This window comes from Niabella drilacis (genome assembly GCF_900101395.1).
GTDB lineage: Bacteria > Bacteroidota > Bacteroidia > Chitinophagales > Chitinophagaceae > Niabella > Niabella drilacis.
In genome coordinates this window covers 612875-637828 of record NZ_FMZO01000002.1, presented here as the reverse complement: position 1 = coordinate 637828, position 24954 = coordinate 612875, and the positions used below count along the sequence as shown (strand labels likewise).

General features: G+C 48.1%; 21 protein-coding genes. 6 read left to right on the top strand and 15 right to left on the bottom strand.

Going from position 1 to position 24954, the window contains the following annotated elements:
- The first annotated feature begins 155 nt into the window (after nucleotides 1-155).
- Both BLS44_RS06095 and BLS44_RS06090 read left to right on the top strand, forming a co-directional pair.
- On the top strand, nucleotides 156-650 hold the full coding sequence (locus BLS44_RS06095) for an SRPBCC family protein (RefSeq protein ID WP_090389197.1): 495 nt from the start codon (nucleotides 156-158) through the stop codon (nucleotides 648-650).
- A 37-nt stretch (nucleotides 651-687) separates the two neighbouring features.
- Entirely contained in the window at nucleotides 688-1158 is a 471-nt protein-coding gene (locus tag BLS44_RS06090) for an SRPBCC family protein (RefSeq protein WP_090389130.1), read from the top strand.
- Here the strand turns inward: BLS44_RS06090 and BLS44_RS06085 are convergent.
- Both BLS44_RS06085 and pncB read right to left on the bottom strand, forming a co-directional pair.
- The gene (locus BLS44_RS06085) at nucleotides 1143-1886 is read right to left on the bottom strand and encodes a murein L,D-transpeptidase catalytic domain family protein (RefSeq protein WP_090389129.1); all 744 of its coding nucleotides are present in this window, start codon (nucleotides 1884-1886) and stop codon (nucleotides 1143-1145) included. The two genes, BLS44_RS06090 and BLS44_RS06085, sit on opposite strands and share 16 nt — an antisense overlap.
- A gap of 236 nt (nucleotides 1887-2122) precedes the next feature.
- Entirely contained in the window at nucleotides 2123-3307 is a 1185-nt protein-coding gene (gene pncB, locus BLS44_RS06080) for a nicotinate phosphoribosyltransferase (RefSeq protein WP_090389128.1), read from the bottom strand.
- A 170-nt stretch (nucleotides 3308-3477) separates the two neighbouring features.
- Here pncB and purE point away from each other — a divergent pair, with 170 nt between their 5' ends.
- Complete coding sequence (gene purE / locus BLS44_RS06075; protein WP_090389127.1) at nucleotides 3478-3993, top strand: 5-(carboxyamino)imidazole ribonucleotide mutase; 516 nt, start codon at nucleotides 3478-3480, stop codon at nucleotides 3991-3993.
- Between the two features lie 328 nt (nucleotides 3994-4321).
- Here the strand turns inward: purE and bshC are convergent, their stop codons facing one another.
- Complete coding sequence (gene bshC / locus BLS44_RS06070; RefSeq protein WP_090389126.1) at nucleotides 4322-5962, bottom strand: bacillithiol biosynthesis cysteine-adding enzyme BshC; 1641 nt, start codon at nucleotides 5960-5962, stop codon at nucleotides 4322-4324.
- Nucleotides 5963-5993: 31 nt separating this feature from the next.
- Here bshC and purU point away from each other — a divergent pair, with 31 nt between their 5' ends.
- Nucleotides 5994-6827 (top strand): formyltetrahydrofolate deformylase, encoded by an 834-nt coding sequence (purU, locus tag BLS44_RS06065; RefSeq protein WP_090389125.1) that lies wholly within the window; start codon nucleotides 5994-5996, stop codon nucleotides 6825-6827.
- Nucleotides 6828-6999: 172 nt separating this feature from the next.
- On the opposite strand, the gene BLS44_RS06060 is transcribed toward purU, so the two are convergent.
- The 8 genes from BLS44_RS06060 to BLS44_RS06025 form a co-directional block, all read right to left on the bottom strand.
- Complete coding sequence (locus tag BLS44_RS06060) at nucleotides 7000-7266, bottom strand: GlsB/YeaQ/YmgE family stress response membrane protein (RefSeq protein ID WP_090389124.1); 267 nt, start codon at nucleotides 7264-7266, stop codon at nucleotides 7000-7002.
- Between the two features lie 111 nt (nucleotides 7267-7377).
- A complete protein-coding gene (locus BLS44_RS06055) occupies nucleotides 7378-8376 on the bottom strand; it encodes a chorismate synthase (RefSeq protein ID WP_090389123.1) in 999 nt (332 codons plus the stop codon).
- Nucleotides 8377-8506: 130 nt separating this feature from the next.
- Nucleotides 8507-9853 carry a 3-phosphoshikimate 1-carboxyvinyltransferase gene (gene aroA / locus BLS44_RS06050; protein ID WP_090389122.1) on the bottom strand — a complete coding sequence of 449 codons (1347 nt, stop codon included), beginning with the start codon at nucleotides 9851-9853 and terminating at the stop codon, nucleotides 8507-8509.
- Nucleotides 9854-9896: 43 nt separating this feature from the next.
- On the bottom strand, nucleotides 9897-10913 hold the full coding sequence (gene aroB / locus BLS44_RS06045) for a 3-dehydroquinate synthase (RefSeq protein ID WP_090389121.1): 1017 nt from the start codon (nucleotides 10911-10913) through the stop codon (nucleotides 9897-9899).
- A 161-nt stretch (nucleotides 10914-11074) separates the two neighbouring features.
- Nucleotides 11075-12166 carry a chorismate mutase gene (locus tag BLS44_RS06040; RefSeq protein WP_090389120.1) on the bottom strand — a complete coding sequence of 364 codons (1092 nt, stop codon included), beginning with the start codon at nucleotides 12164-12166 and terminating at the stop codon, nucleotides 11075-11077.
- A 36-nt stretch (nucleotides 12167-12202) separates the two neighbouring features.
- The gene (locus tag BLS44_RS06035) at nucleotides 12203-13054 is read right to left on the bottom strand and encodes a prephenate dehydrogenase (protein WP_090389119.1); all 852 of its coding nucleotides are present in this window, start codon (nucleotides 13052-13054) and stop codon (nucleotides 12203-12205) included.
- Nucleotides 13055-13151: 97 nt separating this feature from the next.
- The gene (locus BLS44_RS06030; RefSeq protein ID WP_090389118.1) at nucleotides 13152-14321 is read right to left on the bottom strand and encodes a pyridoxal phosphate-dependent aminotransferase; all 1170 of its coding nucleotides are present in this window, start codon (nucleotides 14319-14321) and stop codon (nucleotides 13152-13154) included.
- Entirely contained in the window at nucleotides 14312-15166 is an 855-nt protein-coding gene (locus BLS44_RS06025; RefSeq protein ID WP_245729114.1) for a prephenate dehydratase, read from the bottom strand. Before BLS44_RS06025 ends, BLS44_RS06030 begins: the two co-directional genes overlap by 10 nt.
- A gap of 521 nt (nucleotides 15167-15687) precedes the next feature.
- On the opposite strand from BLS44_RS06025, the gene BLS44_RS06020 reads away from it, so the two are divergent.
- Nucleotides 15688-17370 carry an OmpA family protein gene (locus tag BLS44_RS06020; RefSeq protein WP_090389117.1) on the top strand — a complete coding sequence of 561 codons (1683 nt, stop codon included), beginning with the start codon at nucleotides 15688-15690 and terminating at the stop codon, nucleotides 17368-17370.
- A 447-nt stretch (nucleotides 17371-17817) separates the two neighbouring features.
- Here the strand turns inward: BLS44_RS06020 and lipB are convergent, their stop codons facing one another.
- Entirely contained in the window at nucleotides 17818-18549 is a 732-nt protein-coding gene (gene lipB, locus BLS44_RS06015; protein ID WP_090389116.1) for a lipoyl(octanoyl) transferase LipB, read from the bottom strand.
- 135 nt (nucleotides 18550-18684) lie between these two features.
- Here lipB and BLS44_RS06010 point away from each other — a divergent pair, with 135 nt between their 5' ends.
- Nucleotides 18685-19743, top strand: coding sequence for an RluA family pseudouridine synthase (locus BLS44_RS06010; protein ID WP_090389115.1), 1059 nt, complete (start codon nucleotides 18685-18687; stop codon nucleotides 19741-19743).
- Between the two features lie 238 nt (nucleotides 19744-19981).
- Here the strand turns inward: BLS44_RS06010 and BLS44_RS06005 are convergent, their stop codons facing one another.
- The 3 genes from BLS44_RS06005 to BLS44_RS05995 form a co-directional block, all read right to left on the bottom strand.
- Nucleotides 19982-22396, bottom strand: coding sequence for a glycoside hydrolase family 3 N-terminal domain-containing protein (locus BLS44_RS06005; protein WP_090389114.1), 2415 nt, complete (start codon nucleotides 22394-22396; stop codon nucleotides 19982-19984).
- Between the two features lie 190 nt (nucleotides 22397-22586).
- On the bottom strand, nucleotides 22587-23369 hold the full coding sequence (locus BLS44_RS06000) for a DedA family protein (protein WP_090389113.1): 783 nt from the start codon (nucleotides 23367-23369) through the stop codon (nucleotides 22587-22589).
- Between the two features lie 9 nt (nucleotides 23370-23378).
- Nucleotides 23379-24851 (bottom strand): dicarboxylate/amino acid:cation symporter, encoded by a 1473-nt coding sequence (locus BLS44_RS05995; protein ID WP_090389112.1) that lies wholly within the window; start codon nucleotides 24849-24851, stop codon nucleotides 23379-23381.
- Nucleotides 24852-24954: the final 103 nt, after the last annotated feature.

The following is a 24954-nucleotide window of genomic DNA, read 5'->3' as shown; positions in this document are numbered from 1 at the left end:
AATGATCCTGTCCAAATCCCCCCTGGTTAAAGTCTATTTCACACACCTGAGATAAGCCATTAAGACAATAGCTTTGCGTTATGTTCAAGACCCGGGAAAAAAAGAACAGGTCCGGGCCTGCAGAAAGCCCTATTCTTAAACTCAAAAAAGAAACAATGCAACACAATGACTTTACCACAACGATCCAGGTAACAGAAACACCCGGGCAGGTTTTTAACGCCGTTAACAATGTGCGCGGATGGTGGAGTGAAGAGGTCCGGGGATCAACAGCGCAGCTGAATGATGAATTCCTATACCACTACAAGGATGTTCATATCTGTAAATTAAAACTGACCGAAGTAATTCCCGGCAAAAAAGTAGTCTGGTTGGTATTGGACAATTCATTCAATTTTATACAGAATCCTGAAGAATGGAAAAACACGAGGATCATTTTCGAGATAGCTGCAAAAGACGGCGGAACAGAGCTGCGTTTTACCCACCAGGGGTTGGTACCACAAGATGAATGCTACAATATTTGCCGGGATGCGTGGACCAACTATATCCGCAGCAGCCTGTACCAGCTGATCACTACCGGTAAGGGACAGCCCAATCCGAAGGAGGGCGGTTTTAATTCGGAACTGCTAAAAAAATGGAATATACAGGAATCCTGAGCTCCCGTTTGTTATTTAAACCAAAAGCGGTCAATAAATGAATACTCCTGATTTCTCCGTTGCTATTATAACGGACCAGGCACCGGAAGTTGTGTTCCGTGCAGTAAATAACGTTGCGGGATGGTGGACGGAAAACATTGAAGGGCAAACCCTGCAACAGGGTGATGCATTTGAAGTGCGTTTTGGCGATGTACACTATTCCCGGCAGCAGGTTACGGAAATGATCCCCTATAAAAAGGTGGTATGGCTGATCACGGACAGCCGGCTTAACTTTGTGCAGGATCCCGCTGAGTGGACCAACACCCGGATTGATTTTGAGATCCTGGAGGAGAAGGGTCAAACCAAGCTCCGTTTCACCCACAAAGGCCTGCACCCCGCTGTGGAATGCTACAGTGCCTGCTCCAGCGTGTGGACAGACTATATTACCAACAGCCTACGCAACCTGATTACCGGCGGCAAAGGGAACCCCGCTTCCAGGGAGGAGCCCCTGCCTCAGCCAAGGTCATAAACAAACCGGGAACGATAGCTACTGCTATAAATAAACAGGACAGACCCTTCTTTGATGGTTTCAATGATCGGCAAGTTGAGCTCAACAGGTACGGCAGGGCATCCAAAACTCCGGCCCAGGTACCCCAGCTCATCGATGCTCGACTGGCTTACATAGCGCGCGCCATGCAGCACTATAGCACGCTGCATGGCCTTATCGTTCAGCCCCTGCTCCAGTCCCTTTAATTTTAAGGAGTAGCCGTTGCCGCCATAATAAGGCTCATCGGTAAGGTAAAAGCCCAGGCTGCTTTTATTCGAGGACATGGTATTGCTGAACGAAGTGGCCATTAAGGTACCTGACCTCCTGCCATGTGCCGCCCAGGTATTAAAAAGAAGCCTGTAGTTTTTGAGATCAAGTATATACATCCGCTTGTTCACACTGGGCTGATCAAAATCAACGATGGTAATAATAGAATCGTTCACTACTTTGCCTTCTGCTTTCAGCTCCTCCAGTCCTTCCAGGGCATAAGCAAAGGCTTTTTCAGAAAGTCCCTTCAGATCCAGGTGCAGGCTGTCATAAACCAATGCCGATTTGTTCGTTCCCCATCCGAAAGACATCCGGTACATCGTTAAAAAATTCAGGTCTTCCTTTACCGGGGCTACGGCTGGAGCACGCCATGAAATATTTGTCACGGCAACAATTAAAAGTACCAGCGGCACTATCTTCTTTGCAATAAAAGTCCTCATCATTAAAAAATCTCTTTTTTAATTCTCAAAAAACCAAGTGCGGGTTTAAAACGATCCTTAAAGAATCATATGGCGGATGCAACATCCAAATCCGGTACTGCCGGATGTTCTGGGAGAGTCAATATCCGGCAGGCGGAATTTTTCTCACAAATCAGCGCAAAGGTACAGCAACCCCGGCATTTTTCTGTTACAAAAAGCCTAAATAAAACATTTAATATAATTAAATTTATATATATCTGCTACTCAATATCTAAAACTTCTTTTGCGAGACGGATCATACCTGGCTCGCCTGTATGTTTGCCTTTTTCGTCCGAAAGCTTTACGGTAGACACCCATCGTCTGCCATCGAACTGAACAGCTGTTAGTTTCATTACAATGTTCATTGGCTTCAGCCCTACATCATTGGTAAGGTTGGTACCAATGCCAAAGGAAATACCGATCTTTCCCTTGGTAGCTTGTGTAATCTCGGCTACCTTTTCGGTATTGAGTCCGTCAGAAAAAATGATGAACTTATAGGCCGGGTTAATACCCAGTTTTTTATAATGCGCAATGACTTTCTCCGCATAGGCGATGGGGTCGCCGCTATCGTGCCGTACCCCGTCAAAAAGCTTTGCAAATTTCTTGTCAAACTGTTCGAAGAACACATCGTTGGTATAGGTGTCGGACAAAGCCACTCCCAGGTCCCCGCGGTACACATCCGTCCAGTGCTCCAGGCTTAGCGCATTGGCCATCGTAAACCCATATTTAGCCGCGTGAAACATAAACCATTCGTGTGCATGGGTACCGATCGGTTTCGTCTTTGAGCGCATAGCCAGGTGCACATTACTGGTGCCCACAAAGCTTCTCCCTCCATACCGGGTCAACGTGTCCACCACCAGTTGCTGCACTTCATAGGAATGCCGGCGCCGGGTACCAAACTCCGCTACGGGCACATCCAGTTTTTTATAGATCCCTGTTTTTTCAATAGTGCTTTTCACTACCTGGTCATCGGTATCCCTTTCCTGTTGTGTGAGCCGGTAATACAATTCGCTGACCAGGAATAAGAGAGGCACTTCCCATAAAATGGTGCGGAACCAATATCCCTCCACGGTAACCTCCAGCCCTGTGCCCTCCTGCCGGATGCTCACCTCGGAGGGAGCATATGCATAACCGGCCAAAAAGTTGAGATACGCCGCATTCAGGTATGGGCAATTCAATTCCAGATACCGGTGTTCTTCCGTTGTCAATTTCAGCGTCGCCATCCGGTCTACCTGTACCCTTAACGCATCGCCAAAACCGGCAGGAAATTCATGTGCGCCCCGGTTAATGAAGGTATATTTTGCCTTTACATCCGGGAACAGCTGCATAACGGCACACTGCATGGTAAATTTGTAAAAGTCATTATCGAGGATCGATGGTGAAGGAAAATGTGTTTCAGTATTCATGATTCAAACCTACATAAAATTGTTTAGAGGAGGGAGAATCGAGACCTGAGATTCGGGCACTTGGTTTTCAGCGGCCAATGTGGGCTTATCAGGCATCGAAAATCCGGCATCCCTCTCAAAAATATCCCGCCCCTGCGGCGTAGTACATTCTTTTTACCGTTCTTTGCAGCATGGCAATACAGGTAGGCATCATTATGGGCAGCGACAGTGATTTACCGGTGATGGAACCGGCAGCGGCTGTTTTAAAGGCATTCGGTATCGATTATGAAATAACTGTTGTATCTGCACACCGCACGCCCCTGCGCATGGTAACCTATGCACAAAAGGCAAAGGACCGGGGTTTAAAAGTGATCATCGCCGGAGCCGGCGGCGCGGCGCACCTGCCGGGCATGGTGGCCTCCATTACCTCGTTGCCGGTGATTGGTGTGCCGGTAAAATCGAGCAACTCTATCGATGGCTGGGATTCGGTATTGAGTATTTTACAAATGCCTAATGGGGTGCCGGTAGCAACTGTGGCCCTCAACGCTGCTAAAAATGCAGGCATCCTTGCCGCCCAGATTATTGGAGCTGCGGATGAAGCCGTTTATCAAAAGATCGCTGCTTATAAACAGAAAATGGAATCCGAAGTATTGCAGAAAGTGGAGCGGTTAAAGGGAGCGGGGCAACCCAATGATTTTGATTCCTAAGGACTGGTAGTAGTTGATGAAAAGTGAAATGTATCGACCTAAACAAGGACTGGACTTATCGTTTATGAAATCCAACGTTAACCTTTAAACCGGGGAAAGCTCATGAGGTATGAAAATGGAGCTAACCAGTGGTAATAGGACTCCCGGAATGAAACGAAATCTAACGTTGAACTTTAAACCCCTTCCGAACCCCGATTCCGAACGGGGAAACCAAGAGGGATCAACGAGAAGTTAAAAATTGATCTAAACATTATCCTGGAATTTTGAACCTGCCCGTGATCTGCGAGTGGTGTAACGCGGATCTACCATTAAACCCGGGATTTTAAAACTACAACTCCTCCAATACTACAAACTCCTGCTCCAGCCCCAGTGAGTGCTTATAAAGGGTGTCGATCAACGAGCTCCCATACTGCGCATAGAACGGGATAAAATTTTCAATACGTTCCTGGAGGCTGTTTAACGGGAATAGCTGTTCCTTTAATTTTGTTACCTGGTTCATGGCATCCCGGTGATTCCTTTTTTCCGCGCGGAGCATTTTTTTACCCAGTTCGCCGATCCGTTTTGAGGTTGTGGTCTTCAGTGCTTCTATGTGGCGTAATAAGGTGGCGTCAACCGGCCCCGCCTGCGCTTCAAGGCCTGCGTAAACCAGTTTTATACCAGCGAGGGCACCTTCTATATCCAGGTCTTTCTCTGAATGTACCTTTATCCAGTCATTCTTCAGCTCATGCAGCTGCCGGAACAGCTGTGCCGGTCTGTATCCCAGCTTTTGCGCCAGTACAGCCTGCTTCCGGTTGAGCACCAAAAACGAATTCCGCAACACCAGCAAGGGGTATGGAATCCCGTAATGATTAAACACCTCTTTTAACTGGATCCAGTAGGCCAGCTCACCTCCTCCTCCTACAAACAAAAGATTGGGCAGGATCATTTCCTGGAATACGGGGCGCAGGATCACATTGGGACTAAAGCGCTCGGGATGCGCATCCACCTCCTGCATTATTTCCTCCTCGGAAAATGTATGAGAGGTATCCACTACCTGCCACCGGTTCCCGGAACGCTCGATCCGGTGGCGCCCTCCGTCGGCTAAATAGAACAGGTTAATATCGCGGCTATGGGCCTGTACCTTGTAGCCTGCAGCCGTTAACTGTGCAGCCGTGGTTGCTACTATCGCCACAGAGCGGCTATTCTTTAATTCATCTTTAAACAAAGAGGCGGCAACGGATTTCAGTTCGGCATTATCGGGTATCACCACAACCAGGCCATAGCGGGCAAACAGAAAATGAACAAATCCAAATGTGGCCTCCTGTATGGAAATACCGGGTCTATAACAGGTCCGCAACGCATCGCCGATCTCATCGCCATAGGGCCCTACCCCGGTTTGTGCGCCGATCCGGTCTACCAGCTCCAGCAGGGCCTTATCCACCGTCATCCGCCCTATGGCACCTGCCTGGTTTGTATTCCAAACCATTTTTTGCCCGTCAATAAAAAGATGCCCCAGTTCATCAAGGTCCGCATCTTCGCTTCCCATATAGTATACCGGTACAAAATCATATTGCGGATACCATTCCTTGCTTTGTTCTGCGAGCCGGATAGCATGCAGGATCTTGTAAATAAAATAAAACGGGCCCGTAAAAATGTTGGGCTGATGCGCCGTAACGGTCGTAAAAGTGGTTTCCTTTTCCAGCAAGGCCAGGTTGGCCGCTACCTTGGCAGAAGCCGGTACCGCCTCGTACTGCTGCTGTAATACCCGCACCAACAGCTGCCGGTTGGTGGCTGTTTTCTTTCTCCGCTCTATGGCATCCCCGATCGCAGCAACCGAAGGAAACGCATTATAGAAAGGTCTTAGTTTTTCATCCTTACTCAAATACTCCAGCGCCAGTTTACTAAAAAAACCGGTTTCTGCGTAAGAAAGATTTAGGGTCTTACAGTCCATACATTGATATTGCAATCCAAAATGAAAATACAATAACATTTTTAAAGTGAAATAGTTTTATTTTTAGCCAATGATCATCTTAATACAATGTGCGGACCGGGTTGGACTGGTAGCTGCTATTTCTAAAGTGATGGCGGATGCGGCGTTCAATATCATTTCGATGCGGGAGTACGTGAACGTGGAAGCCAACCGTTTTTACCTCCGCGTGGAGGTTGCCGACAATGGTTTTGATACATTACATATTGAAGCCGCGCTGCAAAAGGTGCTTCCCCCCGGCAGTACCGTATATATCAATACTGCTGTTAAAAAGAACGTGGCGGTGCTGGTAACCAAAGAATATCATTGTTTGGGCGACATCCTGCTGCGGAACTATTTTAATACCCTGGGCGCTTCGGTGGCTTGCGTGATCGGCAATCATGAAACATTGCGGTCACTTACCGAAAAGTTTGACATCCCGTTTCATTATGTGGATCACCAGGACCGTTCAAAGGAATCTTTTGAAGCGGCACTGTCGGGCATATTGAGCCACTACCGGTTCGACTATATCATCCTCGCCAAGTTCATGCGGATCCTCTCCCCCCAGTTCGTTGCTACTTATCCGCACCGGGTCATCAATATTCACCATTCATTTTTGCCGGCTTTTATTGGCGCCAGTCCATACCGGCAGGCCTACGAACGGGGAGTAAAACTGATCGGGGCAACCGCGCATTTTGTTACCGATGTACTGGATGAGGGCCCCATTATTACACAGCAGATCATCCCTGTAAATCATGCCCATTCTGTAAAGGACATGATCACATTGGGAAAGGAAATTGAGGAATCGGTCCTGGCAAAGGCGTTGCAACTGGTATTGCAGGACCGGGTGATCGTAGACGGGAATAAGACGGTGGTCTTCGAGAATTAAGCCAGATCCCAGGATCATCACTGCGATCTTCCCCGGTGTTCTGTTGCAGGTTTGGAGTTCCGTTTTAAAATAAAAAGAGAGGGCCGGATCCTCATTACCCACGGGGCAACAGTCCAAAAAAAATCCCGCACTGTGAAGGCGGGATCCGTATCTTATATAAGCAGTGCTGCTATCAGGTTCCCTTTTTCCGGGTAATCATCCCATAGAGCCATAATAAAAGAACCGCGCCCAAAATAGCGAAGGCAAATCCTTTAAACGACCAGTTACCATTAACTGACATGCCCAGTACCTGTGTCCCGATCCATCCGCCTACAAAGGCTCCGGCAATACCAATGATAATCGTTACGATCCACCCACCGGGATCTTTACCGGGATGTAAGGCTTTAGCAATAGCGCCTGCTATCAATCCAAAAATGATCCAAGATAAAATACTACCCATAGTTTTTCTGTTTTAACAAGGTGAAATAAAGTTTTCGTTTTTTAAAGTTACCATAAAAAAACATGCCAAAAAAACAATTCACAGCTAAGAAACAAGGTAGTTATCAACAGGTTACTCCCCTATTACGCGGTCTATTTTCCCTGCAAGCATCATAAAATCAGCCAGTACAATGGCGGTAACGGCTTCCACGATTACGGGCGCCCGCAGGGCTACGCACAGGTCATGGCGGCCCTTAACAGAGAAATCTTCCATCTGGCCGGTTTCCCAGTTGAGGCTATGCTGGGGCTTGGGTGTGGATGCCGTAGGCTTGATCGCGATACGGAATACCAGCTCGTTCCCGTTGGAGATGCCGCCAACAATCCCCCCCGCATTATTGGTAGTTGTTTTTCCTTCATTATTTTCGATAGGATCGTTGTGTTGCGAACCGAACATCTTTGCTGCGGCAAAGCCGGCGCCGAATTCCACACCTTTTACCGCCGGGATCGTAAACAGGAGATGGGCCAAAACCGACTCAACAGAATCAAAATAAGGTTCACCTAACCCTACCGGCAGCCCGTTTACCCGGCATTCGATCAAACCACCTACGGAGTCTTTGGCTTCAATAGCCTTCTGTAATCCTCTTTCAGGATCCGGATCGCCGCCTATTTCTGTAATCCTTGCTTCAATGGAAACATCCCGCAGCAGCTTTTTTGCAATAACGCCTGCTGCGACCAGGCCCGTGGTCAAACGCGCACTGAAATGCCCGCCGCCGCGATAGTCTTCAAAACCACCAAACTTCTTATGCGCTACAAAATCTGCATGCCCGGGCCTTGGAAAGCTTCTTAATTTTTCATAGTCCCCGCTGCGGGTATTTTTGTTTTCAAAATAAAGCATCACCGGGAACCCCGTGGTTTTACCGTTAAATACGCCGCTTTTAAACAGCGGGATATCGTCCTCCTTCCTGGGAGTGGCCCCTTTCTGGGTCCCTCCTTTCCGGCGTTCCATATCCGGAAGAAAATCCGCTACAGGCACTTCCAGGCCGGCAGGAATTCCATCCAGTACCACCCCCACACATTCTCCATGCGATTCACCAAAGATCTGTATCCTGAATAATTGTCCGAATGCATTCATTGTTATTATTATTTTTCAGCTATCAGTTACTAGCGGTCAGTTTTCAGCTATCAGCGAAGACCTTACACAGATGAAGTATTGATCTTCTATCAACACCTCCATTCACCATTGACTGTTGACTATTCATTATCTATTTCTCCGAATAAATTTCGTTTAACGCATCCCGGTATTCCAGTCCGCCTGTAACCGTTGCGCCCAGCTCTTTTAAATGATCGTAGAAATCGGGATAGGATTTGTTGATGGCTTCCGCCTCTTCAATCGTTACCGGGCCATCCGCTTTTAAAGCAGCAGTGGCACAAGCCATTGCAATGCGGTGATCGTGCCTGGAATGTACCTGTGCGCCTTTAACCGGACCGCCGTGTACCCGCATCAGATCCCCGTCGAGCGCTACGCGGATCCCCATTTTTCCAAACTCTTCCTGAAGCGTCAGTCCTCTGTCGCTTTCTTTATGGGCCAGCCGGCTCACACCTTTAATGACAGTAACACCGGTACAATTGGCAGCCAGGGCCACCAGCGGAGGAAACAGGTCCGGACAATCCGTGGCGTCAAACTCAAAAGCCGTCATGGGTGCCGCATGCAGGGTAATACCCTTTGCATCCATGGCAATGCCTGCATTGGCGGCCATTAACGCCTCCAGGATCTTTTTATCGGCCTGTGTGCTCGTTTGCTGCAATCCTCTTACATGAATATCGCCGGCAATGGCTCCTGCGACCAGCAAAAAGGCGCCCCCGCTCCAGTCGCCTTCAACGGTATAGGTTAAGGTCTCAGGTTTCAGGTTTAAGGTTTCAGGTTGGGCCGCGGTAAATGTAAACGTTTCATAATTGTTGTTTTCCGGTACCTGAAGACCAAATTTCTTCATTACATCCAGCGTAAGATCAATATAAGGCCGGCTCTTGAGGTCGTTTACCCGGATAGTTACGGCTTCTGTAAGCGGAGCTGCGGCAAATGCCATCAACAACCCGGTAAGGAACTGTGAGCTCAACGAACCATCGATGGTAATATTCTTTGGTTGTAAAGGCCCGTTTACTTTCAACGGCAGTTTGCCATTACTGGAAGCAATAGATACGCCCAATTGCGGCAGTATTTCATCAAAGAAATCCATAGGCCGGGTTACCAGGCTCCCTTCTCCGTTAATTAACACCTCATTATTGCACAGCGACACAATGGGCGTAAACATCCGGATGCTCAAACCACTTTCGCCACAGTTCACCGCAGCTTCCTTTGAGACAATGGCCGCCGGATCGCTCAAAAACGAACTTTCAATTGTAATGGTTTCCCGGTCTACCTCGGTAATTGTTGCCCCCAGCGACCGTATAATGCCCATGGCCGCAATATCATCATTGCTGTGCCCCGGGTTTTTGATCACAACTTTCTGCGTCGAAAGTAATGCAGCGGCACAGGCCCTTTGCATGGAGCTTTTGGAAGCTGCAGCATATATATTACCGGACAATTTTGAGGGATGTATCGTTATCTTCATTTGAGATTCGAGATTTGAGAGTTCGGCCGTCAGCCTTCAGCTCCTATAATTTGTTGATTATTTTTTCCAGTTGTTTCATCGGGATGGCTTTTACAATTCCCCTGCCTATTTTATCCAACAGTACAAAGTTCATTTCTTTCCGCTCCCTTTTTTTATCCATCTTTAAACTATCGAACACCTTTTTGCGGTCAAAATCGGCATAGGTAGGCAACTGGTACTGCTCCAGGAGGGCTACTACTTCCTCCGTTTGGGAAAAGCCGGTCATCTGTTCCGAAATATGGCATGCATAGGTAGTACCAATGGCTACCGCCTGCCCGTGCATCAGCTCGTATTCTTTTTCCAGCGCATGCCCGATGGTATGCCCCAGGTTCAGCAACCGGCGATCGCCTTTTTCAAATTCGTCTTTTTGTACGACTTTGGTTTTTATCAGCGCATTCCGCTGAATTAAGCGGCTCAGTTTCTGTTGGTCTTTTTGATACGACGACAGCGATTCCTGCTGCAGCTGCTTAAACATAGGCGCATCTTTGATACAGGCGTGCTTAATGATCTCTGCAAAGCCATTCTCCCATTCGTTCCGGGGAAGCGATTGCAGGAACACCACATCATGCAAAATAAAGGAGGGCTGCCGGATGATGCCCACCAGGTTCTTATACCGGTCTACATCAATCCCGTTTTTTCCCCCGATGGATGCATCCACCAGCGCCAGGATAGAAGTAGGTACAAAACCAAAACGGAGGCCCCGCATATAAACAGAAGCTATATAACCCGTGAGATCCGTGATCACCCCCCCGCCAACGCCTACCAGCACAGTCTGCCGGTCGGCTTCCATTTTTATAAGCGTGTCGATCACTTCATCTACCGTGGCCTGTACCTTATACGCTTCGCCCGGCTTCAGCACAATTACATTCAGGCCTTTAAAAGCGGCAGGATGCGCTTTGAAAATATTTTCATCGGTAATAACCACCAGTGATTTTTTGCCGGCGATCTTTGTTACCTGTTTAAAAGAGCTGTCGAAATAAAAATGCGTGGAAGCGTTCGAAAATTTTATGATTTTTTCCATTTCTTGTGTGGCGTCGATGATGAAATGTGGGTAGTAGGATATCTATAACAGTATCTTTATAGTGGGATGCCTGTAGCCAGATATCAATGCTGTAACAGGAATCGTTCATAGTTCACAAAGCAGCTGCTGCCGGCCATGAACTATGAACGATGATCCATACGCTATTGTGCGTCCATTACATTTTTCTGGTGATTGATGCTTTCCAGGTGCACTGCATCCAGGTACTTCATGATAAAGTCTTTGCTCAATCCCAGTTTTTCACCTTTAGCCATCATCTTATCGAGGATCTCCTGCCATCGGTTGGTTTGCAGGATGGTGAGGTTATTTTCTTTTTTATACTGGCCGATCTTATCCGCGATCTTCATACGCTGGGAAAGGATCTGCAGCATTTCATCATCCAGGTGGTTGATCTGCTGACGGAGTTTTTCCAGTCCGCCCTGCAATTCAGAATTGTCTTTGCTCTCTTTTCTCCATACAATTGCTTCCAGCATTTCTTTCAGGCGCTCCGGTGTTACCTGCTGCTTGGCATCGCTCCATGCATTGTCCGGATCGATATGTGACTCGATCATCACCCCATCATAATCCAGGTCAATAGCTTTTTGCGCAACATCGAACAGGCCATCGCGGTTACCGCAGATATGCGAAGGATCGTTAATGATCGGAAGGTCGGGGAAACGCAGTTTCATTTCAATAGCCAGGTGCCACATGGGCGCATTACGGAACTGAGTATTACCATAAGAAGAAAATCCACGATGGATCAAACCGATGTCTTTGATACCGGCACGGGCGATCCGCTCCACACCTCCGCCCCAGAGCTCCAGGTCGGGGTTGATCGGGTTTTTCACCAGTACTGGTACATCCACGCCTCTCAATGCGTCTGCGACTTCCTGCACACTAAAAGGGTTTACCGTGGTACGTGCCCCAATCCAGAGGATGTCTACATCAAAGGTCAGTGCAGCCTCTACCTGTTTGGCGGTAGCCACTTCAACGGCTGTAGGCAATCCGGTTGCTTTTTTAGCCGCCTGCAGCCAGGGCAGTCCTTTTGCGCCAATGCCCTCAAACATTCCGGGTTTGGTCCTGGGTTTCCAGATGCCGGCGCGCAGTACATTTACTTTACCGGTTGCAGCCAGGCGCTGTGCCGTGGCCAATACCTGTTCTTCTGTTTCAGCGCTGCAGGGCCCGCTGATAACGATGGGGCGTTTTGCCCATACCTGTTGTGTTTTTTCCTTATCCGTCATTTCAAGAGTTTTCATTTTTTTCGTGTGATTTTTAGAATGTTTATGTTGTGCTTATCTGATAATGCGCCGGATCTTATTGGCATCTGCGATCAATGCCTGTAAGCGGCCGCTGTCATCTGTCTGTATTGATTCCTTAAATTTAGTAAGCTGATCGATATGTTCAGTCAGTACGTCAATAATATTATCCTTGTTCTGCAGGAAAATAGGCACCCACATATCCGGGTTGCTTTTGGCCAGCCGCACGGTGCTTTCAAAACCGGCCGAGGCGATCTCGAAAATGGCGCTCTCTACTTTCTCTTTTTCCAGTACCGTATTGGCCAGCGCAAACGAGGTAATATGACTGATATGGCTTACATAGGCTACGTGAAGATCATGCGCTTTTGCTTCCATTTCCACCACCCGCATCCCGATCTTGCCATACATTTTTTTTACCCATTCCAATGCGTCAGCATCCGATTCGTTGGGGTTGCAGATGATCACCGCTTTTCCTTCAAAAGCACCGCGCACAGCCGATTTGGGGCCACTGTATTCGGTACCCCACATGGGATGCGTGGCTACAAAACGACCACGCCGGGGATGCTGTTTCAATACCTCGATCACCGATGCCTTTGTAGACCCCATATCCATCACGATCTGATCAGTGACCTGGTCCATGATCCGGGGCAGCAAATGCACCATTTTATTTACCGGGATGGCCAGCACGATCACCTCCGCCGCGGCAATGGCCTCGTTGAGTGGCAGGAACTCATCCACCAGTTCATACTCCAGCGCCTGGGAGGCATGCTCCTTACTGGCTTCTACGCCAATAAGCAGGGAAGACAGCTTCTTTTCATGCAGCTGCAAGGCCATCGACCCTCCGATGAGCCCCACTCCTATAATTGCGATTTTTTTACGATTGACCATTGATTCCTTATACTTGTTACTCCCCGATAGCTACCGGGCCAGATTCCCTGATACCGTGTTCCCGGTCCTTGATTCCGGATGCTCCATCCGGGCATCCTCAACTCCTGATCTTCTCTAACTGCGCGCTTACCCGGGCGATGGCTGTTTCAAACCGCTCAATTGATCCGCACAGGCTAATCCGGATATACCGGTCGCCGGCCGCTCCAAAGATCCCTCCCGGAGTTATGAACACATCTGCATTATACAACACAGCATCCGCCAGCTCATACCCATCTTTGTATCCGGAGGGTATAGCGGCCCAAATAAATAAACCCACCTGGTCCTTTGAGTAGGTGCACCCCAGCAGATCCAGCAGGGCATATACTTTTTCTCTCCGCGCCCTGTATACCGCATTCACCTCATCATACCAATCCCGGCCCAGGCTTAAAGCAGTAGCCGCCGCCAGTTGCAGGGGTAAAAACATCCCGCTGTCCATATTGCTTTTGAAACGCAGCACTTCATTGATCCGGTCTGCAGCACCGCAAAGCACGCCCACCCGCCAGCCGGCCATATTGTGCGACTTGCTCAGTGAGTTCAGTTCCACGGCTACTTCTTTTGCACCTTCGATGCCCAGGATGCTGACAGGACGGTCATTCAGGATAAAGCTATAAGGATTGTCGTGCACCAGTAATATCCGGTGCTCTTTTGCAAAAGCGATCAGTTCCTTCATCACTTCCATATCCGCCTGCTGGCCGGTAGGCATTTGCGGATAGTTGACAAACATGAGCTTTACACGGGAAAGATCCTTTGCCCTTATCACTGCAAGATCCGGCTGATAGTTATTTTCTTCCTTAAGTTCATAGTCGATACATACGCCTCCCGCAATGGTAACATTACTGCGATAGGTAGGATAACCCGGGTTGGGCACCAGGGCGGCATCGCCCTCATTCAGGTAGGTCATGCAAATATGCATGATGCCCTCCTTACTGCCTATAAGGGGCAGCACTTCCGTATCGGGGTCCAGTGCCACACCATACCAGCGCTGGTACCAGGAAGCGAAAGCCTCGCGTAAAACCGGGCTGCCTTTGTAATTCTGATAACCGTGCACATGGGTCTTTTGGGCCTCTTCCTGCAGGGTCTTAATCACCTCCGGGTGCGGCGGCAGATCCGGGCTGCCTATACCAAGGTTAATGATATGCTTCCCCTGCCGATTCAGGCTGTCGATCTCCCTCAGCTTTTTGGAGAAATAATATTCCCCAACACCTTGTAATCTTTTTGCTATTTCCATGAACCTCTTTTATAAATACCATAAACTTTTAAGCCGGTTGTAACAGGCTTGATCTTCTCCATTACTTTTTCAAAATCGCTTATTTGCTCAAACTCCATGTCCGCATGAAACTGGTACCGGAACTGGGTTCCGGGAATCGGGAAGCTCTGCAGTTTGGTCATATTAACCTCTTCCCGGGCAATAATGGAAAGTACTTTGGCCAGGCTCCCCTTGGAGTGGTCTGTGTGAAAATTGATGGAGGCTTTATCTCCTTCCATTGCTTCTCCCAGGTCTTCCTTACGACGCAGTACCAGGAAGCGTGTATAGTTATTCTTTAAGGTCTGAATTTTGGGGGCTATGATCTTCAGCCCGTAAAGCTCTGCCGCCAGTTTACTGGCGATAGCCGCAATATGCCGGGCCTTATGCTGGGCAATATGCCGGGCACTTAAGGCCGTATCATCTGCATCCACCAGTTTCCACCGGAACTGATCGAGGTATTCATAACACTGTTGCAAAGCCATGGTATGCGAATGCACTTCCTTTATATCCTCCAGCTCTACATCCGGGTTTACCAGCAGGTTCTGGTTGATCTGCATATATACCTCACCAATGATCCTCAGGTCACTCGCCTGCAGTAAATTGTAATTGGGCAGGATACTGCCGGCAATGGAATTCTCGATCGCCATTAAGCATCCATCGGTACGGGCCGGGTCCTTTGCGGCTGCAATCACTTCTTTAAAGGTATCGCAACAGGCTACCGTAACGTTCTTCTTAAAGAAGAGGTTCGCTGCCTCCTGGTGAAAGCTTCCTTCGTAGCCCTGTATGGCCATATGTACTGTCCTGCCTGATGTTGCCTCTTTTGTCATTTTTTCCCGACTAAACAATTACAAAAAAATCCCGGCCTTTTTCGCCGGGATCCTCTTTTATTCTGAATGATTTTTTACAAAAATTATTTCGACAAAAGCATACCCGGCTTTCCGCTAAAAAAGAAGAAGCTAAAATAAAACCAGGTATAAAACTTTGTTGACCTCATAATTGAGGTTCAAAGATAAAACGAAAATTCAAATTTCAAAATAAATATTTAAAAAATATTTCACAACTAACGATAGTTTTTAATTAATTTCTATTATGCCAAAACAAGCACGCTACCCCGGCCCCGACCTCCCGCAAAGAGGACCGTATGCCGGGGGCCATATCTTCCTGCCATCCATCCCCGTTTCGAATCAGAAAAAGATCTGACAAAAAAACGGAATTTTCCCTTATTATTTTTTTAACAAATTGACGATAAATCATATATTTGCACGTCACTATATATTTATAGCTGTTTTCGTATACCCTAAAAGGGGTACACCAACAGCTCTGAAGAATATATCAAAACCCAAAAAATATGAACCATTCCAAAACCCTCCTCCTAGCCTTAGCTATCTGCTCTTATGGCAGCTCAAAAGCCCAGGTTAGCGGAACCCATCCTTACACGGCCCCCCACCCGATTTACGGGCCTGTTTCCATTACTGATTCGCAGTATTATTCGAAGAAAAATCAACAGCAGTTCCGTGATTTTGTAACAGGGCAGACCGACTATCCTCCCAAACCCAAAGACATGTGGGAAATTGGTCTTAAAGGCGGGTTGTTCAGCGTTAACGGTGATGTTCGTTCAGAAATGCTGAGCCCCGGTTTTGGTCTCCATGTCCGCAAATCACTGGGGCACACCCTGTCGCTGCGGCTGGAATATATGTATGGTATTGCCAAAGGCCAGGATTGGCGCCCTTCTTCCGGTTATAAGTTTACCGGGATGGACAACCCCTGGTATTACCGTTACCAGCGGAACAGCGTGTTAGCCGGGAATAATGTATGGAACCCCATCAACTTCCCCAGTGTTTATTACAATTACAAAACCACTGTACAGGAGCTGAGCCTGCAGTTGATCGCCAATCTTCATAACATCCGGTTTTATAAGGATCAAACAGGCGTTACCTTCTATGCCCTGGGTGGTGTGGGTATTACTACCTGGGATGGTCGCGTAAATGCGATGCACGAAGTAAACGGTGATTTGGAAAGCGCTGCGTATGACTATAGCAAAATTACAGCTACCGGCAAGAAAGACGTTCTGAAACAACTGAAGGACCTACAGGATGATATGTTTGACACTCCGATTGAAGCAGATCCCAGCATCCGTTACTCCCACGTGTTTGCCGGCTCTGTTGCCGCTTCCGTTACCGGTGGTATGGGTGTGGCGCTCCGCTTAAGCCCACGTTTCAATATTGCATTGGAAGACCGGATCATCTACAATGGTTCTGACCTGCTGGATGGTCAGCGCTGGACCGATCAGGGAACCCTGACCCCCGATAAAGATTTCATGAACTATCTCACTTTAGGCATTAACTATAACATTGGTTCCAAAAAGAGAAGAGTAGAGCCCTTATACTGGCTGAATCCGCTGAACTATGCTTATGGTGAACTGCGCCGCGTGCCGGAGATCGTACTGCCTGATTCTGATGGTGATGGTGTTACAGACCAGTTTGACCAGGAACAAACGCCTGCCGGCTGCCCTGTTGACACGCATGGTGTAAGCCGTGATACAGATGGCGACGGCGTTCCGGATTGCAAAGATAAAGAACTGGTTACTCCTACTTACTGCCAGCCGGTTGATGCAGATGGCGTTGGAAAATGCCCCTGCCCCGATGACTGTAAAATTGCAGAACCTGAGTGCGCTACCTTACTGGGAGCATTACCAAGCGTAGCATTTAAAGCTAATTCCAATACGCTTTCTTCCGATGCTACTGCAGCCTTAGCTACCATAGCTTCCAAATTAAGAGCCAACCCTAACTGTAAAGTTGTCGTAGTGGGTTACTGTGCAGCAACCAAACGCCAGCAGCAATTAAGCTGGGATCACGTAAATAAAGTGATCACTCACTTACAGGAAAAAGAAGGCATCAGCGGAGACCGTTTTATCTTCTCCTCTGGCCAGGAAGGTGGAGACTGCAACACTGTAGATATCCGTGCAGCAGCTCCGGGCGAGGACGGGCCTAATACTGTGGCTCCTCCGCATCCGAACCTTCGCAAAAAATAGTCACTTTTTGCTATAACAAATACGTCCCTGCCCATTTGGGCGGGGATTTTTTTTGATGTTGCCAGACGCCCGATACCCGGTGCCGGGTGTCCCCGGGGGCAAGATCGATAACCGTTTCTTCTGCCTCCATCAAATTTTCCTGTTCAATTCCATATAAAAGGAGGCGCCTCCTTTTTCACCTGCTCAAAGAGCTTCCGTTGTTTACAGCAGCGTATGCACATGCAGGCGCGTACAAATGTATTCCAACACACCTGCTTCTATACCGGGCCAACCGGCAGTCATGCCCAAAAAGAAAAAAGAATACTTTGATGCGCAGCAGGAAGCTTCCCCTGAAATATTAATTTCAGCCAGAAAGATGCCGATTCAATGTTTTTCGGGAAGACCACTGCATAAATGCCGGAACCCGTCCGGCAGGATAAGAAGGCCCGCAGACCTCCTGCTGCATAGTTATGACCTATATCGGAGACGGATCTCAAATACCTCCTCAAAGTTTTTCCTCAACCGTATTTTAACCGCTTCCATATCCAGCTGCGTTCCCAGTTCCTTTTGCAGGGAGGTTACCTGTTTGTTCTGGATACCACAGGGAATGATAAAATTAAAATATTCCAGGTCGGTATTTACATTCAGCGCAAAACCATGCATGGTGATCCACCGGCTGGTGCGCACTCCAATGGCACAGATCTTCCGTTCTCTCCCTTTTAAGAACGGATCCAGCCATACCCCCGTTTCGCCCGGGGAACGCTCTCCTTTTAAACCATAGTCAGCAAGGGTGCGGATCACTACTTCTTCAATATTCCGCAGATAGCGGCCAATATCTGTATAAAACCGTTCGAGATCAAAAATCGGATAGCCTACCATTTGTCCCGGTCCGTGATAGGTAATATCCCCGCCCCGGTTGATCCTGAAAAAATCGATCCCTCTTTTTGCCAGGTGTTCTTCGCTTAACAGCACATGCTCCATATGCCCGCTTTTGCCCAGCGTGTACACATGCGGATGCTCTACAAAAAGTAAATGGTTGGATGTTTGACGCCCGGCATCGAAGCTTTCTCCCCTGTCCTGGGCCTCACGCAAAGCGGTTTTAACAGCCACATTTTCCTGCAATAATTGTTCCTGGTAATCCCATGCATCTTTATACCGCAGGGTTCCCATATCTTTAAACAATACTTCCTGATGTTTCATAATCGATATGCAAAATTACCAAAGAAAAGCGGATGTCTTACATTTGCAGGCAAGACAGTTTTCCGGGAGCCAAGACCTGTGAGGTTTTACATGCCACCGGAACACCCCTTCACAGGTCTTACTAAATTTGAAGCAATGGCAAGGAATGAAACTGAAGCGCCGGACGATTTTTTGACGGGTACGGATAGCAATGACGAACTATACGAAAAGTTTGTATATAAAACCGATAAAGGACAGGAGCCTTTCCGGATTGACAAATACCTGATGAACCGGATCGAAGGCGCTACCCGGAACAAGATCCAGCAGGCCATCCGCAATAATATGGTGCTGGTAGATGGCAAGGAAGTAAAACCCAACTATAAATTAAGGGGCGCCCAGGAGATTGTTGTTTATACCGATATGGCCCCGGATGAAAACGAGATCGTTCCTGAAAACATCCCGCTCAATATAGCCTATGAAGATACAGCGGTCTTAATCATCAATAAACGGCCCGGCATGGTGGTGCATCCCGGCTCGGGCAATCCTAATGGCACGCTGATCAACGCCGTGGCCTATCATTTACAGCAACAAAATGCCGCCATTACAGAAGAAACCCTTCCGCGGTTTGGCATGGTGCACCGGATCGATAAAAATACCAGCGGCCTGTTAGTGCTGGCCAAAACGGAAAAAGCCATGCGCTCGCTGGCAAAGCAGTTTTTTGATCATACCGTAAGCCGCAAATACATTGCCCTGGTTTGGGGCGATATGGAGGAAGACGAGGGCACCATTATTGCCCATGTAGGCCGTAACCTTCGTTTCAGGAAACTGTTTGAGGCCTACCCGGAAGGGGATCATGGAAAAGAAGCCATTACCCATTATAAGGTGCTGGAGCGTTTCGGTTATGTAACCCTGGTACAATGCATTTTGGAAACCGGTCGCACGCACCAGATCCGCGTGCATATGAAATACATCGGGCATCCCCTTTTTAATGACGACTTCTATGGTGGCGATAAGATCGTAAAAGGAACGGTATATGCCAAGTATAAGCAATTTGTAGACAATTGTTTTGAGCTTTGCCCGCGGCAGGCCCTGCACGCTAAAACACTGGGCTTTGTGCACCCGGATACCAACGAGGAAATCCTATTTGACAGTGCCCTGCCACAGGATATGGAGGCAGTGATTGAGAAGTGGCGGAAATACACCAATCGTTCTTAGGAATTTGGAAATGTGGAAGTGGGTGAGCATGCTGCCTGATAATGGCGCGTACTATATTTGGGCGACAAGGAGACTGTCGGGACTTTGTATAAAAACGGATCCAATGTGAAACTTTAAACCTTAAACCGCTATCAGCCATCAGTTTTCAGTTGATTCGTCCGGAATGTATGATCTGACATTTTGCATTGAGTATGACACGGATCTAACCTTTAACGTTAAACCTGAAACAGTCTCTGCACTATTCCAGTTCAATGCTCTTTTTAAGTTTTATATCTTCTGAAGAACTGCCGATCATGATATCGAATGTACCGGGTTCTACCACAAAATGCATATCCTTATCCAGGATGGAAAGATCCTCCGGTATTAGTTTAAAATGTACCGTTTTTGTTTCCCCGGGATTTAATGATACCCTTTCAAATCCCCGCAGCACCGACTCATAGGTGGTTACGCTGCTTACCCGGTCCTTCACATACAGCTGCACCACCTCATCGCCTTTTACCGCCCCTGTATTCTTTACGTTCACAGTAACGCTTATGTCCGACTGCGTTTTGCCCTTCTCCGGCGATACCCGGAGATTGGAATATTCGAAGCCGGTATAGCTCAATCCATAACCAAAGGGGTATAACGGACCTACAACCGCTGTTCTGCCGTAGCCGTTGGGACCATCGCCCGGCTGACCCGCATGGGATGCCGGTTTAAACGGAAAGTTCAGTTCTATTTGCCCGGTGGTTTTGGGAAAGGTCATCGTTAGTTTACCACCCGGGTTATACGCTCCAAAGAGGGCTTCGGCCACGGCGGTTCCGCCCTGCGGACCCGGGAACCAGGCCTCCAGGATCGCATCCAGGTAGCGGTTCTCCCAGTTGATGGTCAGCGGCTGGCCGTTGATGAGCACCATTACAATGGGTTTGCCCGTTTTCTTTAATTCCTGCAACAATTTCAGTTGCCGGCCGGGCAGGTTCAGCCCTGTACGGGACAGGCTCTCACCCACCCGTTTATCATCTTCACCCACCACGGCAATCACCACATCGCTTTGTTTTGCAGCTTCTGCCGCCTCACTGATCGCCGCAGTTTCTTCGCCGGTCAGCGGTGTTTCGATGATCTCACTCTCCGGCCAGGTAGCATCGGCCACATCACATCCTTTTATATATTGTATGGCAGCCTTATCACCTACATAATACCGGATGCCTTCCAACACGGAGATCACTTCTTTATTAGAAGGCCCATAGCGGCTGATGGCATGACTTTTTTCACCGGCCAGTGGTCCGGTCACCAGGATCTTTTTATACTGGTTGATGGAGAGCGGCAGCAATGGTTGTGTTTGTCCCCGGGGAGGGCTGTTCTTGAGCAATACCAGCGATTCCCGGTTTAGCTGTAATGCCACTGCTTCCGATTCCTTTGTAGCAACGGTCCGGTCTGCCTGCTTTGGATCATTCACATACGGGTGATCAAACAATCCCAGTCTGAATTTCACCTTCAACACTTCGGCTACCCGCTGGTCCAGGGTTTCTACAGACAGCGCTCCTTCTTTTACCAGTTCCCGCAATGGCCGTATAAAAGTTTCTGGCGGATCAAATTCGGTGCGTACATTCAGCCCGGCTTCCATCACCATCTTTACGGCACCTTTATAATCCCTGGCCACATGATGTTTTTCCGATACAAATTCCACTGCCCTGCTGTCGGACACCACATAGCCGTTAAATCCAAATTGCTGACGCAGCAATTCCGTTAAAAAATAGTGGCTGGCCGTTACCGGCACGCCGTCCCAATCGTTGTAACTGCTCATAATACCCATCGGGTGCGCATTAGCGATCACTTTTTTAAAGGGATACAGGAACAACTGGTGCATTTCCCTGGGTGCCACATGTGGATCCGTACGGGCATTGCCATCGCGTCCCCCCTTCGGGATGCTGTAAACGGCAAAATGTTTTAAGGTAGCCGCAACGCCGTTCTCCTGTATACCTGCAGCCATTTCGGTGCCCAGTTGTGCAATTAAAAAGGGCTCCTCACCATAGGTTTCCACCACCCTTCCCCAGCGCTGATCGCGGGCCACATCCAGGATGGGTGCATATACGTTGGTATAACCCAGCGCCTTTGCTTCTTTGCCCACGATCTGTCCCATTTGCCGTACCAGGGTCCTATTCCAGGAAGACCCGATCCCGATGGGCGCCGGAAAGGCAGTAGCATGGTCGTGGTTCAAACCATGGATGCCCTCGTTGGTAAAATCTACCGGTATCCCCAGACGGGTCTCTTCTACAAACCAGCGCTGCACTTTATTGATGGCTTCTGCGTGCCGGCTAAAGGGATAAGAATATTTTGTCTGCGCCTTTTTGTTACGGGCCAGCCCGTTCAGCATTTCATCAATATTGGCAATTCCATCTTTCCAGATCTCGTTCTTCCAGCCGGGGGTGGGCTGTTCATCTTTTAAGACCCGGCCAAAACCATATAACGTTGCTGTCTGACAGGTCTTTTCGTCGATGGTCATCTGCCCCAGCAGGTCTTTTACCCTTTCCTCAGGCGAAGCAGCAGGATCTTCATAAATATCCTTCTTCCCGTTTTTATTAAAATCGATCCAGTCTTTATGGTAAATGCTTTTTTGCGCAAACAGCGTGGCGGATGCTACCAGCATCGCCAAGGCAGTAACAATATATTTCATTCATTCATATTTGCAGTGCTGCAAGATAAATAATCCGGGGAAGAAGCAAAACCGCTCATCATTATGAGGGCAAGAGGACTGAGATACTTGGAGAGATCTCATAAAATCCCGGTGATACAAACAACTGCCCTCAAAAAGAACAGCCCGTTTGTACGGACTGTTCTTTTATCTGATATGTTGTAAAATGAAGTTATTCGGCGCTTTCGGGCGTTGCATCCAGTGCTTTTTTTGCGGCGGCTGCAGCTTCCTTCTCCTTTGCTTTTTTCTTTCCGCTCATCAGTTTAAGGATCACCGGCGCAGTGGTTACCACTACAATTCCCAATACAATGTATTCCAGATGCTGCTTCAGGTCGAACTGGAAGGCGCTCATCAGCCATTTCTGCAGAAAATGTCCTGCAAATAACATGGAAAACACCCAGGAGATACAACCTACGATATTATAAAAGGTAAATTTGGCCCTGTTCATACCCACAATACCAGCAATGATCGGCGCAAAGGTCCGGATAAAAGGCAGGAAGCGCGCAACAATGATCGCCCCGCCGCCATGTTTTTCATAAAAATCGTGCGCCTGCTCCAGGTAGCGACGTTTAAAAAAGAAATTCTCTTTCCAATGATACATTGCCGGCCCTACTTTACGGCCCGTCCAGTAGCCCACCATATTACCCAGGATCCCGCAAAAGGAGATCAACGCCCACAGCACGATCAGGTCTACCCATTCATTCTGGATATGCCCTAAATTGAACAATTTTAAAAACTGGTAGGTCAGCCCCGGTTCGGCGGTTACGCCCTCCCCGATCTTATGGGCATAGATCCCTGCTATAAATAAAAGCGTATCACCCGGGAGAAAGAACCCGGCAAACAGACCGGTTTCAGCAAACACAACAAAAAGTAAAAGCCACAGGCCACCATTCTCAATATACCACTGCGGTTGCAACAAATCTGTCCAGCTAAAGCTGCTTAAAAGTTCGATCATTATTTGGTTTTAATTATCCTCTACAAAATTCAGGGCTTTTTGTTCATCAAATTCACCTTCCCATCGGGCAATTACACAACTTGCCAGGGTATTTCCAATTACATTAACAGAAGTACGGGCCATATCCATCAGCTCATCGATCCCATAAATGGCCATGATCGGCCACAATGGCAAATTAAAAGTGTGTGCCGTGGCAATCAGGATCACCAAAGATGCCCGGGGTACGGCAGCTACTCCTTTACTGCTCAGCATCAGCGATAAACCGATCATCAGCTGTGCTCCAAACGACAGATGAATACCCGCGGCCTGGGCCACAAAAACCGAGGCCAGCGACAGGTACAGTGTCGTTCCATCTAGGTTAAAGGTATAACCCGTTGGGATAACGAACGAAACTATTTTTCGAGGTACTCCGAATTTTTCCATGTTTTCCAGCGCTTTAGGCAATGCAGAATCGGAGCTGGTTGTTGCAAATGCAATGGATACCGGTTCTTTGATGGCCTGTATGAACCGCCGTAACGGGATCCTTGCCACAAACAGGGCAATGGGCACCAGTACCACCAGGATAAATGCGATCAATGCCAGGTAAAGCGTAACGAGGAGCAATCCCAGGTTCTTTAAAATATCAATTCCCAGGTGCCCGACCGTAACCGATATGGCAGCCCCCACCCCAAAGGGTGCAAAATGCATGATCAGGTTGGTGAACTTGAACATGGTTTCGGATAAACTTTCCGTAAAATCGATGAGCGGCTTTTTCCGCTTTTCAGAAAGCATGGCCAGCGAGATCCCAAAGATCAGGCTAAATACCACAATGGGCAACACATTGCCTTCATAAACCGATTTAATGATGTTTTCCGGGAAAATATCCACGATATGGTCCTGCCAGCCTTTTTCGGAAGGATCCGGCAGTTTGTCGATCAGGTGCGGCGGCACCGAAACCCCGGCGCTGTCCATAATAGTGATCACCTTTTGCTGCAGCAGTTTTTCCTGGGAACGCGGCAGGTCTTTCAGCAATGCCTCAGGCACTTCAATACCTGTTCCGGCCTTGGTAATATTTATAAATACCAACCCTATTATCAGTGCAAAAGTGGTTACTATCTCAAAATAAAGTATAGATTTCCATCCCATCCTGCCTACCTGTTTCAGGTTGCTATGGCTGGCGATGCCCACTACCAGGGTCGAAAACAGCAGCGGGGCCACAATGGTCTTGATCAGCCGCAGGAAGATCGTACTCAGAAATTTCAGGTTTTGGGAAAAAGCGGGGAAATCCACGCCGATCTCAACCCCGATCGCCATGGCCACAAAGATCCAGGTGGTCAGTGATCTTTTATACCCCGCAAAAAGGACCAGGCTGGCGATCACCACCCATCTCAGGCCAAAAAGCAAAGCCTCCGGCATTGGGGCCCATTCTTCATGTATGAGGTGAAAAGCAGCAGCAATCGTAAAAAGTATAATGGAAAGAAACCCGGCTTTTCTTTTATTCATAGTCGAGTGGTTATTTGCCAAAACTAAAGGTTTAGCCTGAAAAAGGCGATTCCCCTTTTAATAATTTTTCAAAAAAATGGAATAAGTTTTATCCGGGAAGCGT